The sequence below is a fragment of the Schinkia acidoalkalinis genome (assembly GCF_054301215.1).
This window is the reverse complement of the sequence record NZ_CP182573.1, coordinates 3,702,286-3,716,711: the sequence shown is the minus strand read 5'-3', so window position 1 is coordinate 3,716,711 and position 14,426 is coordinate 3,702,286. Positions and strand designations below refer to the sequence as shown.

The 14,426-nt window shown below is 38.0% G+C and carries 11 protein-coding genes; 6 read left to right on the top strand and 5 right to left on the bottom strand.

The window, feature by feature from the left end:
• The first annotated feature begins 137 nt into the window (after positions 1-137).
• The 4 genes from ACNQFZ_RS18955 to ACNQFZ_RS18940 are packed head-to-tail and all read left to right on the top strand — an operon-like array spanning position 138 to position 3,978.
• Positions 138-1,049, top strand: a complete 912-nt coding sequence (locus ACNQFZ_RS18955; protein ID WP_458412865.1) for a ubiquinol oxidase subunit II — start codon at positions 138-140, stop codon at positions 1,047-1,049.
• 19 nt (positions 1,050-1,068) lie between these two features.
• Positions 1,069-3,054 carry a cbb3-type cytochrome c oxidase subunit I gene (locus ACNQFZ_RS18950; protein ID WP_458412864.1) on the top strand — a complete coding sequence of 662 codons (1,986 nt, stop codon included), beginning with the start codon at positions 1,069-1,071 and terminating at the stop codon, positions 3,052-3,054.
• Between the two features lie 12 nt (positions 3,055-3,066).
• Entirely contained in the window at positions 3,067-3,672 is a 606-nt protein-coding gene (cyoC, locus tag ACNQFZ_RS18945) for a cytochrome o ubiquinol oxidase subunit III (protein WP_458412863.1), read from the top strand.
• Positions 3,673-3,978 (top strand): cytochrome o ubiquinol oxidase subunit IV, encoded by a 306-nt coding sequence (locus ACNQFZ_RS18940; protein WP_458412862.1) that lies wholly within the window; start codon positions 3,673-3,675, stop codon positions 3,976-3,978.
• A gap of 388 nt (positions 3,979-4,366) precedes the next feature.
• Here ACNQFZ_RS18940 and narI read toward each other — a convergent pair whose 3' ends face one another.
• The 4 genes from narI to ACNQFZ_RS18920 form a co-directional block, all read right to left on the bottom strand.
• Positions 4,367-5,056 (bottom strand): respiratory nitrate reductase subunit gamma, encoded by a 690-nt coding sequence (gene narI / locus ACNQFZ_RS18935; protein WP_458412861.1) that lies wholly within the window; start codon positions 5,054-5,056, stop codon positions 4,367-4,369.
• Complete coding sequence (gene narJ / locus ACNQFZ_RS18930; RefSeq protein WP_458412860.1) at positions 5,053-5,607, bottom strand: nitrate reductase molybdenum cofactor assembly chaperone; 555 nt, start codon at positions 5,605-5,607, stop codon at positions 5,053-5,055. Before narJ ends, narI begins: the two co-directional genes overlap by 4 nt.
• A gap of 74 nt (positions 5,608-5,681) precedes the next feature.
• Positions 5,682-7,151 carry a nitrate reductase subunit beta gene (narH, locus tag ACNQFZ_RS18925; protein WP_458412859.1) on the bottom strand — a complete coding sequence of 490 codons (1,470 nt, stop codon included), beginning with the start codon at positions 7,149-7,151 and terminating at the stop codon, positions 5,682-5,684.
• Positions 7,141-10,821 (bottom strand): nitrate reductase subunit alpha, encoded by a 3,681-nt coding sequence (locus tag ACNQFZ_RS18920; RefSeq protein ID WP_458412858.1) that lies wholly within the window; start codon positions 10,819-10,821, stop codon positions 7,141-7,143. Before ACNQFZ_RS18920 ends, narH begins: the two co-directional genes overlap by 11 nt.
• A gap of 335 nt (positions 10,822-11,156) precedes the next feature.
• On the opposite strand from ACNQFZ_RS18920, the gene ACNQFZ_RS18915 reads away from it, so the two are divergent.
• Positions 11,157-12,650 carry a nitrate/nitrite transporter gene (locus ACNQFZ_RS18915; RefSeq protein ID WP_458412857.1) on the top strand — a complete coding sequence of 498 codons (1,494 nt, stop codon included), beginning with the start codon at positions 11,157-11,159 and terminating at the stop codon, positions 12,648-12,650.
• A gap of 64 nt (positions 12,651-12,714) precedes the next feature.
• Here the strand turns inward: ACNQFZ_RS18915 and ACNQFZ_RS18910 are convergent, their stop codons facing one another.
• A complete protein-coding gene (locus ACNQFZ_RS18910) occupies positions 12,715-13,305 on the bottom strand; it encodes a guanylate kinase (protein ID WP_458412856.1) in 591 nt (196 codons plus the stop codon).
• 305 nt (positions 13,306-13,610) lie between these two features.
• On the opposite strand from ACNQFZ_RS18910, the gene ACNQFZ_RS18905 reads away from it, so the two are divergent.
• Complete coding sequence (locus ACNQFZ_RS18905) at positions 13,611-14,408, top strand: hypothetical protein (RefSeq protein WP_458412855.1); 798 nt, start codon at positions 13,611-13,613, stop codon at positions 14,406-14,408.
• Positions 14,409-14,426 lie beyond the last annotated feature (18 nt).

Below are 14,426 nucleotides of genomic sequence, written 5' to 3'. Positions count from 1 at the left end.
ATTTTGTGACATAAGTCACATTTTCATTAAAAATACATTTTCAACTTATTATATTTTTGATATATTTATATAGCGATTTCTCACTATTAAACTAGTGATTATTATAAAATGTATTTTAAATGAAAGGGGCACTTACTTTGAGTAAATGGATCAAAGCCGCTAAATCATCCTTTTTAGCCATTTTGGGCATGATTCTTTTGGCTGGTTGCGATAAAAGCAAGTATATCGTTCTAAATCCAAAAGGGCCTGTAGCCCAGCAAGAATTAGATTTAATTATTATCTCGGTTATTTTATGTGCTGTCGTCATTATTCCGGTTATAGGTATTTTCGTCTATATTTCCCTACGTTACCGAGATAAACCGGGCAATAAAGCCCCTTATCAGCCTGAATGGGCAGATAGCAAAATACTAGAAATTGTTTGGTGGGGTATACCTGTAATCATCATTGCTATATTAGGTGTATTTACAGCTAAAACCACTTTGAATTTAACAAAGCCACCTGTAGATGATGTCAAACCAATGGTGGTACAAGTTACATCCTTAAACTGGAAGTGGATGTTTACGTATCCTGATAAAAATATTGCTACAGTCAATTACGCAGAAATACCTGCTGGCGTGCCTGTGCAATTTATTTTAACTTCCGACGCGCCGATGAACTCCTTCTGGGTCCCTGAACTTGGTGGACAAGAATATACAATGCCTGGCATGTCCATGGGGTTATGGCTTCAAGCAGATAAAGAAGGCGAATACTTTGGCTCTGGCGCCAACTTTACAGGAGAAGGATTTGCCCATATGCAATTTAAAGTTAAATCTGTAACTCAAGAAGATTTCAACAAATGGGCAGATAAGGTGAAGGAAAACTCACCTGCGTTAACAAATGTAGGATATGAAAAATTAGTACAGCCAAGTATAGAAAAAGAGATGAGTTTCTCTTCCTATCCAAAAGGTTTATTCGAAGATATTGTAAATAAAAACGGTGGAAAGTATTACGACCATATGAATCATATGGGGGATCACATGTCCATGACCGATATGGATATGAGTAAATAAAATTAGGAGGGAACTTTTCATGGAAAAAACGCATTTTTTTGTTACAGGCGATCCAATGATCTATGGTGCCGATGTTTCCATTGTTCTCGTTAGTTTAGCGATAGTCTTTTACCTCAGCTATTTTAAAAAGTGGGGTTGGCTTTGGCGAGAATGGATTACAACCGTTGATCATAAAAAAATTGGTATCATGTATCTTCTTTCTTCATTAGTAATGTTATTTCGCGGTGGTATGGACGCGGTCTTAATGCGCATCCAGCTTGCCTTTCCGAATAGTCATTTTTTAGCTTCAGAACATTATAATGAAATTTTCACAACACACGGGACAATCATGATTTTATTTATGGCGATGCCTTTTATGTTTGCATTATTTAACATGGTCGTTCCATTGCAAATTGGCGCACGTGACGTTGCCTATCCATATTTAAATGCTGTAAGTTTCTGGTTATTCTTTATTGGAGCTATGTTATTTAATATTTCGTTTGTTATCGGTGGATCTTCAGCTTCGGGTTGGCTTGCGTATCCGCCCTTGTCTGAAAATCAATTCAGTCCAGGACCAGGACAAAACTTCTGGATTTGGGGTATTCAGATTTCTGGTATTGGTAGTTTAATGACCGGTATTAACTTTATCGTAACAATCTTAAAAATGCGCACACCGACAATGCGCTTAAGAGATATGCCATTGTTCTCATGGTCAGTATTATCATCCTCTATTGCTATTTTAGGTGTATTCCCTATTTTAACAGTAGCATTAATCATGTTGACAATTGACCGTTTATTTGGCGGCCACTTCTTTACGATGGATGCCGGTGGTAACCCAATGATGTGGGTTAACCTTATTTGGATGTGGGGTCACCCTGAAGTATATATCGTAGTATTACCTGCTTTTGGTGTCTTTTCTGAAATTGTAGCAACATTCTCGAAAAAACGTATTTTTGGATACAGTTCAATGGTATTTTCCATGATTGCAATTAGCGTTGTTTCATATTACACTTGGGCCCACCACTTCTTTACGATGGGTGCCGGCGCAAATGTGAATATTGTATTTGCAATCTGTACGATGATAATTGCCATCCCGACTGGGGTTAAAGTATTTAACTGGTTATTTACAATGTATCGTGGCCGTATTAGAGTAACTCAACCAATGCTTTGGTTTATGGCTTTTGTTCCATGCTTCCTTGTCGGCGGAGCAACTGGTGTAATGCTTGCTGCTGCACCTGCCGATTATCAGTACCATAACAGCTATTTCCTTATTGCTCACTTCCACCAAGTATTAATTGGCGGCGTTGTCTTCGGTTATTTGGCAGGTTTATATTATTGGTGGCCAAAACTATTCGGCTTTAAGTTAAATGAACGTCTAGGAAAATGGGCCTTCTGGTTATGGCAAATCGGTTTCTATGTATGTTTCATGCCGCAATATGCTTTAGGTTTCATGGGTATGACGAGAAGAATTTATACCTATAACGAATCAATGGGATGGGATATGGGTTGGGCACCCCTCAACTTCATCTCTACGATTGGTGCGTTCTTAATGGGTATTGGGTTTGTCTTCCAAGCATGGCAAATCATTTACAGCATCAAACACGGTGAACGTGATGTAACTGGTGATGCATGGGACGGACGTACATTAGAGTGGTCAATTCCTTCTCCACCGCCAATCTATAACTTTGCAATTCAGCCTAAAGTAACTGGTCGTGATGCTTGGTGGTATCAAAAACAAGCAATGAAGAACGGCGAATACAAAGAAGAACCAGTACAATATGAGCCAATTCATATGCCTAAGAACACTGGTATTCCTTTCATCATGTCAATCTTCTGGTTCATTGCTGGGTTTGGTTTTACATTTGAATGGATGTGGATGGGAGTAATTGGACTAATTGGCGTAGCCATCACTTTATTCGCTCGCTCTTTCCAATTCGATACGGATTATTATATTTCAGTTGAAGAAATCGAACGAACTGAAAAAGCTTTACGAAATAAAAATGCAGTTCATAGAATTGCAAATTAGGAGGTTTTAAACATGCAACAAGGCGTTTCCGCTCATGTTTCTGACCACGATCATGGCCATGTTGACCAGGAAGGGTTAAAGGTATTAGGTTTTTGGATTTTTCTAGTAACGGACTGTTTGTTATTTGCTACGTTTTTTGCCGGGTATGCGGTATTGCATACCCATACAAACGGAGGATTTACTGCTAAGGAATTTGATGTTCCCGGCTTTGTCATTGAAACCTTTATTCTATTAACTAGTTCGTTTACAAGTGGCTTAGCTGTACTAGCTATGAACAGGGGTAACAAAAAAGCATTAATCAATTGGTTAGTCGTTACCGCTGCACTTGGCGCTGTTTTCGTCGGATTAGAAATCAATGAATTTACAAATATGGTTCATGAAGGAGCTACAATTTCTACAAGTGCTTTTCTAACATCATTCTTTTCACTTGTCGGCACACACGGAGTTCACGTTACTTTCGGTATCTTTTGGATGATTGGACTTATTATCCAACTATCTAGAAAAGGAATCACATCTGTTACGAAAAGAAAAGTATCAATTATTAGCTTGTACTGGCACTTTTTAGATGCAGTTTGGATCTTTATCTTTACTGTTGTCTATTTAATGGGGGTGATGTAAATGTCTAATCATGAGCATGCAGGATCACTCAAAGCCTATGCACTTGGTTTTGTTATTTCAATTATTTTGACAATCATTCCAATTGTATTAGTTTTACAACATTTACTATCAAAAACTGCAACTGCTGTCAGTATTTTACTTGCGGCTGTACTGCAATTTATTATTCAGCTCTTCTTCTTTATGCATATTCGCGATGGAGAACAGCCAAGGTACAATGTCATGGCATTAATCCTTGGAGTTGTCTTTTCTGTTACAATCGTTGTCGGAGCAATCTGGATTATGTCATTTAATGCACAAGTTCAATAATAATGATTTAGCCCAGCACCTAGTTAGTGCATTGACACTAACTAAGTGCTGGGCCTTATTTATTTTTCTGCATTTATTGCTATCTTGAAATATTCCACAAGTCGATTATAGCGATTGGGTTTGATTGGACACTTGTAGCAATATTTTTATTATGTACAATCGAAGTCTCTAAGCTGATAAACACGAATATAGTCCCACTTCCACGATATACCCAGATGTTTATTCGTGTCAGCTTAGAGACTTGCCTTCCATAACATTATTGCAGTGTCCAATCACTTTAGGGAGCTATAATCGACTTGTGGAATATTATTTATTAATAGTAATAAAAATGTAAAAGCCGTACTGGAGCGATCCATACGGCTTTTGTTGTTTGATTTTTTCATTAAAATTAAAGGCTTTGTTGTTTCGGTTCGCGCTTGCGATAAATCACATAGCTGCGTGTTAAATAACGAAGCGGTGCGCTGAATACATGGACAAGACGTGTAAACGGCCATGCGGCAAAGATACCCATAACCGCAATAATATGAATTTTAAACCAGATTGGTACTTCAGCAAGATAGCTTGCGTCAGCCCGGAGTGTTAACACACTTCTCACCCATGGCCCAATCGTTGTGCGGTAATCAAAACCATGGGAGTTAATATTTAGTAGTGTTGAGGACATTCCGGATAGAATGACAATAAGTAAGCATATTAATGTAACCCAATCACCTTTCGTACTTGTTAAAACAAGGCGACGCACACTCATACGGCGGGCTGTAAGGATTAATATACCGAGAGTTGCAGCAATACCAGCTGGAACCCCGCCGATTAATGCTATTAAGTGATACTGATGCTCATTCACCCCGAGTGCCTCATACACTTCGATTGGGATTAACAATCCCATTACGTGCCCGCCAAATACAAAGATAATGCCCCAGTGAAAAAGATTGCTACCAATTCGTAACTGTTTTTTCTCTAATAGTTGGCTTGATTTGGAGGTCCAACCAAATTGGTCATGTTGATAACGGTAAAAATGTCCTCCGATAAAAATGGTTAGGATAATATACGGAAGAACAACCCATAAAAATTGATTGATCAAAGAGTTTCACTCCTTTGTTCAGTGTTAGTAATGCCTATCTCTTCCAAAGCTAACAATACTGCTTTAAGAAGATGGCCGTACAAATTATATTCAGAATTTAAGTTTTTAGAAATTTCTTCAATGTTTGTAAGGTACCGCTCAAAAACTGGCTTAGCCGATGCTGCATCAATAAGTCCGGCAAATTCAAGCATAATTGGTAAGTAATCCGGCAATTCTTTGTCCGTGACATTAAATCCATGTAGCTTGTAATAGTTTTTGAGGAATAATAGCTCCATGCCGCGTTCGCGTTGTTCTCCATTAGACATATAGGTAATATATAAGTTTGTCTTTTTGCCAAAATCGAAAGTGTTAATATAACTAGAAACTAAGTTAGTGATTTTATTTTTATTTGCTTTCTGACAATATGTCAGCAGTTCGTTTTTTATTTCAGCATTTGACATTGTTTCAACCTCGTCTACTACATCTTGTAGTGACTCAAGATACTCTTGATTCGGATAGCCCAGTAAATAGGAGCAAAGCTGAAAAGTTAACCTACTATCAGTTATGGTCACTATCTCACCTACTTTCATATTTAAAATACTAATAGCTTGTAGAGCGCCTTTAATAAAAGGCGCTTGTACTTTTCTTACAACGTGCCGCAGGCGCCAGGACCACCTGCAAATGCTAAACCGCAGCTTCCTTGTTCATCATAAAGGTCAGCCACTTGTTCACGATGGGAGGCAGGAATAACAAAGCGATCTTCATATTTTGCAATCGCCAGTAAGCGGTACATATCCTTAATATCCTGTTCCGATAGTCCTAACTGTTCTATTAAATTAACATTGGGTTGTTTATTCGTTTGGACGCTTCTCATGTAAGTTCTCATAACTGCCATTTTTTTCAATACTTTACGAATATGTGATTGGTCGCCTGCAGTTAACAGGTTTGCTAAGTATTCAATCGGAATTCTCATTTCGTCGATGGCGGGGAAGATATCTTCTGCATTTGAAGTACTTCCAACACCTTCAAACATATTCATGATTGGGCTTAATGGTGGGATATACCAAACCATTGGCATTGTCCGATATTCAGGATGTAGTGGAAGCGCAATCTTCCAATCAATAATCATTTTGTAGATTGGTGATTTTTGTGCCGCTTCAATAAATTCCATCGGAATTCCTTCTGCTTTTGCTTGCTTGACTACTTCAGGATCATTTGGATCTAAGAATATACCTAACTGTGCATGATATAAGTCCTTCTCATCGGCAACAGATGCAGCCTCTTCCACTTTATCTGCATCATATAACATGACACCAAGATAACGAATCCGGCCTACGCAAGTTTCAGAGCAAATCGTTGGCATCCCTGCTTCAATTCTAGGGAAGCATAATGTACATTTTTCAGCTTTATTAGTTTGCCAGTTAAAATAAACCTTTTTATAAGGACATGAAGATACACAATGTCTCCAGGCACGGCAGGCATTTTGGTCTACTAGGACAATGCCGTCTTCATCACGCTTGTACATTGAACCAGATGGGCAAGCACTTACACAAGATGGATTGATGCAGTGTTCACAAATTCTTGGAAGATACATCATAAATACATCTTCGAATTCTGTACGAATTTGCTCTTCCATTTTTTCAACGTTAGGATCTCTTAGCCCAGTTACATGGGCACCGGCAAGATCATCTTCCCAGTTAGGTCCCCATAAAATTTCCATATATTCTCCGGTCAACGAAGACTTTGGACGGGCAACAGGCTGTGTTTTACGCTCCGGACTATCGGTTAAATTTTCATAATCATATGTCCAAGGTTCATAGTAATCATCAATTTCAGGTAAGTTTGGATTCGCAAATAAATTAAGTAAACGATTCACTTTAGTACCTGATTTTAATTGTAATTTACCGTTTTTCACTTCCCAGCCGCCGCGGTAATGTTCTTGATCTTCCCAACGTTTTGGGTAGCCGATGCCAGGCTTTGTTTCTACATTGTTGAAATACATATATTCTGCACCTGGACGATTTGTCCAGGTGTTTTTACAAGTTACACTGCATGTATGGCAGCCAATACATTTATCTAAATTCATGACCATTCCGATCTGCGCTTTAATCTTCAAGCCAATCTACCTCCTTTAGTTTACGGATGACAACGTTTAAGTCACGTTGATTTCCTGTTGGTCCGTAATAGTTAAAGCCGTAGCTAAGTTGTCCGTAGCCGCCAATCATATGGGTTGGCTTCATATGGATTCGTGTCGGACTATTATGTGTACCACCCCGATTACCAGTTAATTTTGTTCCTGGTACGTTGATATGCCTGTCTTGGGCATGGTGCATAAAGGCCATTCCGCGTGGGAGTCTGTGCGATACAACAGCTCTCGCTACAACAACTCCATTACGGTTGAAGCATTCAATCCAGTCGTTATCTTCGATACCGACCTCAGCTGCATCATCTTTATTCATCCATACAGTCGGTCCACCACGGAAGAGTGTTAACATCGGCTGGGAATCGAAATACATACTGTGGATAGACCATTTGTTATGCGGTGTCAAATAGTTTAATATGATTTCTTTCCCCTCAACTTCAGGGCGACTTTTCCTGAATGGTTTTGGCTGTAAGATTGGCTTAAATGTTGCCATTGCTTCGCCGAATTCCAGCATCATTTCATGGTCAACATAGAATGATTGTCTACCAGTTACAGTGCGCCATGGAATCAATCGCTCAACATTTGTTGTAAACGGAGAATAACGTCTGCCGCCTTTTTCAGATCCACTAAAAGCTGGTGATGTAATAACCGTTTTTGGCTGTGCTGTAATTTGCTCGAATGTAAAGCATTCTTCTTCCCGCTCAGCAGCTAAGTCCACCAACTCCAGATCCGTTGTCTTTTCAAGTGCTTCCCAAGCTTTTACAGCCATTCTACCGTTGGAAGTAGAGGATAGCGTCAATACTGCTTCACAAGCGCTTTTTGCTGTATTAATATTTGGGCAGCCGTCAGCAATACCTCCGCTAACGGTACCAAGTACATTTTTCAATTTCTCATATTCCTCTGCCGCAGACCATGAGATTCCTTTAATACCATGTGGTGAATTTTTCACATTAGGACCTAAAGAAATCCATTTATCGTAAATGAGTTTATAATCCCTTTCGACAACATGAATTTGCGGCATTGTTTTTCCAGGAATAGGTTCACATTCACCCTTGCTCCAATCTTTTATTGCACCTAGCGGCTGTGCCAATTCCTGCGGTGTATCATGAAGAAGCGGCGTTGCCACAACTTCCTTCATTGGCTCTAAATCTAATTCTCGCGCCAATTCAGAAACGGCTTTTGCCATTGATTTAAAGATCTCCCAGTCGGAACGAGCTTCCCATGGAGTAGAAATAGCCGGATTAAATGGATGGATAAACGGGTGCATATCCGTACTATTTAAATCATGTTTCTCATACCATGTTGCTGCTGGAAGAATGACATCTGAATAAAGAGCTGTACCAGCCATGCGGAAATCTAAATTAATTAATAGATCAAGTTTTCCTTCTGGTGCCTTTTCACACCATTTCACTTCTTCCGGACGCAGACTTTCAGTATCATCATTTAATAATCCGTTTGTTGCACCTAATAGGTGTTTTAAGAAATATTCGTGACCTTTTCCAGAACTTGAAATCAAGTTTGAACGCCAAACAAATAGATTTCTTGGGAAGTTAATCGGATTATCAGGATCTTCAATCGAAAACTGTAATTTCCTTTCTTTTAGCTGTTTAGCAACATATTGGCCTATTTCTTGCGTCGTTTTTGCTCCTGCCGCTTCAGCTTCTTTATATAAATCAATACTATTTTGATTAAATTGCGGATAAGACGGAAGCCATCCTAGTCTTGCAGCCATGACATTATAGTCTGCATAATGGTCATAACGAGCCTTTTCATAAACTGGTGAAATATGCTCACTTACCGGTTGTTCTTCATAACGCCATTGGTCTGTCACAAAGTAGAAGAACGACGTACCGTTTTGTAATTTCGCTGGTCCTGTCCAATCCTTTGCTGTTGCGATTGTTTGCCAACCTTCTGCAGGTCTTAGCTTCTCTTGGCCAACATAGTGCGCCCAACCGCCACCGTTGACACCTTGGGAACCAACGAGAAGAACAAGGTTTAAGACAGCACGGTAAATCGTATCGGAGTTAAACCAATGGTTAATACCAGCGCCGACAATAATCATTGAACGACCATCTGTATCAAGTGAATTTTGTGCAAATTCGCGAGCAATTTTTGTAATAAGATCTTTCTTTACTCCAGTCGTTTTTTCTGCCCAAGCTGGTGTAAACGGAATGTCATCATCAAACGATTGTGCAGCATCGTCGCCAAGCCCACGGTTTATTCCATAGTTTGCTAGAGTCAAGTCATAGACAGTTGTTGTAAAGAATACCTCACCATTCTTCTCAATTTTTCTTACCGGTACATTCCGATAAAGAACTTCATTTCCTTGATGAGAGAAATACGGTATTTTTACAGTTTCTATTCCTTCTTCTATACCTTTAAAAGAAAGTCTTGGCTCAATACTTTCACCAGTTTCTTCATCAATCATTTTTAAGTTCCATTTTGCTTTTCCTTCCCAACGAGAACCCATCGTGCCGTGTGGAATGACTAATTTGCCATTGTTTTCATTAAAGAGAACCGGCTTAAATTCACCATTCTCGACCTCTTTTCCGAGATCAACTGCGTTAAGGAAACGGTCAGGCAAAAAGTGTTCTCCATCTTTTTTCAAAGTAACAACAAAAGGAAAGTCTGTGTATTGTTTCGCATAATTTATGAAATAGTCATGCTGATTGTCTACATAAAACTCTTTTAAAATAACATGCCCCATTGCCATTGCCAAAGCACCGTCAGCGCCTTGTTTAACTTTCATCCAGTCATCAGCGAATTTCGTTGATTCAGCATAGTCAGGGCTTATAGAAACAACTTTTGTTCCACGGTAGCGCACCTCTGCTAAAAAGTGAGCATCAGGTGTACGAGTTTGTGGTACATTTGAACCCCATGTCATAATATAACCGGAATTGTACCAGTCACTACTCTCCGGTACGTCTGTTTGGTCACCCCAAATTTGTGGTGATGCAGGCGGAAGGTCAGCATACCAATCATAAAAGCTTAACATAGGTCCGCCGATTAATGACATAAAGCGACCACCTGCGGCATAGCTGAGCATAGACATTGCCGGAATTGGTGAAAAGCCTACATTGCGGTCAGGTCCATATTTGATAATTGTATAGAGAATAGAAGCAGAAACAAGCTTTAAAACCTCGTCCCATTCTGCACGAACTAAGCCGCCCTTTCCTCTTGCCTGTTTATAGGCCTTTGCTTTTTCAGGACTTTCTACAATACTCTTCCACGCATCCAGCGGTGACGAATTTGTCTTCAAAGCCTCGCGCCACATATGTAGTAAAACTCCACGGACATATGGATATTTGACCCGCAGCGGGCTGTATATATACCAAGAAAAGCTTGCTCCACGTGGACATCCACGGGGTTCGAAATCAGGCATGTCAGGACCTGTTGACGGATAATTTAGATTTTGTCCTTCCCAGGTCACAATCCCGTTTTTCACGTAGATATTCCAGCTACATGATCCGGTACAGTTTACACCATGTGTTGAGCGGACTACTTTATCATGCTGCCATCTGTTACGATACGCTTGTTCCCAGTCACGATTTTCATAAGTAGTTTGACTATGATTATTTGCTTGTTTTTCAATAGGAGTCAGATATTTTAAGCGATTAAGTAAAGGCGAACGCTTTTTCTTCATAAGAACTCTCTCCTCACATCTGATTTTCTAAACATCTTGTATTAGAATGTTTTTTTTGAATCATTTCTTACTGACAATGAAACAATATAGATAACTTTTAAACAGTGAGGTTGTTCACAAAATCGACACCTGTCACAAAATAGACACATTTACAGCCGGCAAGATTGTTAAAATATAGTTCAAAATTCACCATTTGTGACAAATTCATGAACTTAAAAAAATGTGTGAGAGACCTCACATCTTAAAGTTTTTATTTTTCATTACCATGATGGCATGCAAGAGAATATTTATTCACAGATAATTAATGGTAAGTTTTTTAGTAAGGAAAGGGGATTATGAAGGTGAAATCGATACAATTGCCTCTGCAAACATTTAGTCTTATTGCTGGATTTATGGTGTGGGTTATTTTATCGTCATTAATGGTTTTTATAAAAGGTGACATCACATTATCAGCAAATCAACTATCATTAGTAACTGCGATTCCAGTTGTGCTAGGATCAATCTTAAGAATACCAATCGGCTTCTGGACCAATCGTTTTGGAGCAAGGAACTTATTTTTGATTAGTTTTTTACTACTAGTGTTTCCAATCTTTTATCTCAGCATCGCTGATTCATTTGCAGATTTACTAATTGGCGGACTGTTTTTAGGTCTAAGTGGAGCTATCTTCTCAGTAGGGGTTACTTCCCTACCAAAGTACTATCCAAAGGAACGCCATGGCTTTGTAAATGGTATATACGGTGTTGGTAACATCGGAACAGCCATTACTACATTTGCAGCACCGGTTTTAGCAAATCAATTTGGCTGGCAGACAACAGTGCGGTTCTATATCGTCCTTGTATTGATTATTGCATTGTTAAATTTTTTATTAGGGGATAAAAAGGAACCAAAAGTTGTTGCTTCATTTAAAGAACAATTTGCTAGTGTATATAAAAATGAAAAACTTTGGTTTTTATGCTTATTTTATTTCTTAACTTTCGGGGTATTTGTAACATTCACTGTATATTTACCGAATTTCCTCGTTTCTAATTTTGGATTAGATAAAGTGGATGCCGGATTAAGAACAGCAGGCTTTATTGCTCTTTGTACTTTTATTCGCCCAGTAGGTGGATGGCTCGGTGATAAATTTAATTCATTTAAGATTTTAATGTTTGTCTTTGCAGCTTTAACATTATCAGGAGTATTACTCGCGTTTAACCCATCGTTACTTTATTACACAATAGGCTGCTTATCGATTTCACTTTTTGCAGGAATCGGTAATGGTGTTATTTTTAAGTTAGTACCTATGTATTTCTCTAAACAAGGTGGAATTGTGAACGGCCTTGTTGCTGCCATGGGAGGATTGGGTGGCTTCTTCCCGCCTTTATTGTTAACATTTTTGTTTAATTTAACCGGACACTATGCAATTGGCTATATGGCTCTTTCCCAAGTGGCTATGGCTTGTTTGATTATTGTAATTTGGATGTTCTACCAGGATAAATTAGGAATGGCGAACGAAATTATCGATCACTCAACACAAGGAATTATGGTTACCGATTTAAATGGAAAAATTGAAAAAATAAATCCTGCTTTTACAAATGTAACTGGTTTTGGTGAAGATGAAGTAGTTGGTAAAAACCCACGTATTTTTAAATCCGAAAAACATAATCAGGAATTTTATGAAAAAATGTGGCAGGCTGTAAAAGAAAAAGGCTTTTGGAATGGTCATGTTTGGAATAAAAGAAAAGACGGCCAACTTTATTTAACATGGTTGACCATTAATACGGTAAAAAATGACGGTGGTGAAGTTAAAAATTACGTAGCCATGTTTAGTGAAATACAAGAAGTTTAGATAAATTATTGCAATCTGAAAAGAGACTGACCCGTTTTTTGGAGTCAGTCTCTTGTTTCTTTAATTAGTAATCTGTTTGCACAAGATTACGATTTAAATATTTCTCTATCACTTCACTAACCTGAAATGAAACTTGCGGTGAATCAAAGTTTTCAAAAGAATGTTCACAATCTTTTTTATAACTCATTGTTTCATCGTAATGATTTAAATGACGCTCGATATCTTCCTCTAAATCTTGTCGTTCCCTCTGTCTACTTATAACCGTTTCACGGTCTGCATAGATAAATAATCGAATGACGCGATCACCATACATTCTCTTTAGCTTCTCTGTTCCTTCAGGATTTAATGTTAAGTATACAAATTGATGGTTTTCAAATGCTTTAATGACATCCTCTTCGCGAATCCCATAGTGAAATCCATCGATTTCAACACTTTCTATAAACTCCTGTTTTTCTTCCATCTTGGCAAAAATGTCATCGCTTACAAAATGATAGTCTACGCCGTCTGTTTCATAATGTCTTGGCTGCCTGGTCGTATAAGAGATCACAGTCTCCATATCAAAGACTGTAGAAACCATTTTCGCAATCGTTTTTCTTCCAGAACCATCCGGGCCCGTATAAATGAATAATCTTTCTTTTTCTTTAACTTGATACATAAAATACCTCCCTATCTCTTCGTTAATCATTCTCATTTTGGCAAAAATTGTTATTATTTATTCCACAAACAGATTATAACATAAAAATTGAAAAGTCTCAATTTTCAGATTTATAAACCTCTCCCACATCTAACTAGTTTCTCCATGTATAAATAAAATATTATGGAAATCCAATGAATATGCAAAATGATGGAAAATTTTTCAAACTATACTTAATGTTGCAGAAGCATTCTCACAGGTGGTTTGTCCAAACATTTGCTTGTCTTAATGAATATAATAGTAAAAAAGGCAGGTGATTGAAAAATATGTATTTAGTAGGTTTCTATTCACCAAAAGCTAAATCCGGTGTTACGGAGTTGTCTCTTTCTATTTATAATTGGTTAAAAATGAACACCGCATTAACGGTCGCATTTATTTCCTACGGAACATTGGAAAAAGAAGAGATATCGGATCATCTTATACATGAATTTTCAAGATTTTCTTCACTAGAGCAAACAAGAAAAGTGAAACAATTGAAGAAAGAATACGATATTATTATTTATGATGCATCAAGCCAACTTTCCGAAGGAGTTCTTAAATTATTGCCCATTGTAGACAGATTATTTGTTGTTGGTGAAGAACATCGAGAGTTTGCTGTTAAACTACATGAAATTATTCAATTTAACAAAATATTTGATAAAAGTGTAAAAAGCTTTATTACCCATTTACAAGGCAATAAAACGTTTATTATTCGCGAAAACAATAGCCAACAAGTAATCGGCTTTAATAATAGTAAAAAGGATACAGATCAACTTGGTCAAATGATTTATACCGATTATGTAATCCACTATCTAGAGGGAAAATACATTGAGAAAAATGAAAAGATTTTTACTAAAATAAAAAAAATCCCCAAAGCAGAACTGTATAAAGGGTTGCATGAACTGGGCATTGATTTTGAGAAGGCGCTGCTCTTTCACCAGTATGCTGCCCTCAGGGAAGGGTTAGGTCAAAACTATGCTGAAGCGCTTGAAAATCTTTATCCTTTCTTAATTAATTATTCCTTTAGTCAGCTTCTGGAAAAGTTTCAAAATGAATTGTACTTCATAACAAAGCTTCAAACATAAATTCATATAACGAATAGG

Bases quoted from the DNA above. Each gene is read 5' to 3' on its own strand.
- ACNQFZ_RS18950 (WP_458412864.1), top strand. From the start codon at position 1,069: ATGGAAAAAACGCATTTTTTTGTTACAGGCGATCCAATGATCTATGGT.
- ACNQFZ_RS18905 (WP_458412855.1), top strand. From the start codon at position 13,611: ATGTATTTAGTAGGTTTCTATTCACCAAAAGCTAAATCCGGTGTTACG.
- ACNQFZ_RS18920 (WP_458412858.1), bottom strand. From the start codon at position 10,821: ATGAAGAAAAAGCGTTCGCCTTTACTTAATCGCTTAAAATATCTGACT.
- ACNQFZ_RS18940 (WP_458412862.1), top strand. From the start codon at position 3,673: ATGTCTAATCATGAGCATGCAGGATCACTCAAAGCCTATGCACTTGGT.
- ACNQFZ_RS18910 (WP_458412856.1), bottom strand. From the start codon at position 13,305: ATGTATCAAGTTAAAGAAAAAGAAAGATTATTCATTTATACGGGCCCG.
- cyoC (WP_458412863.1), top strand. From the start codon at position 3,067: ATGCAACAAGGCGTTTCCGCTCATGTTTCTGACCACGATCATGGCCAT.
- ACNQFZ_RS18915 (WP_458412857.1), top strand. From the start codon at position 11,157: ATGAAGGTGAAATCGATACAATTGCCTCTGCAAACATTTAGTCTTATT.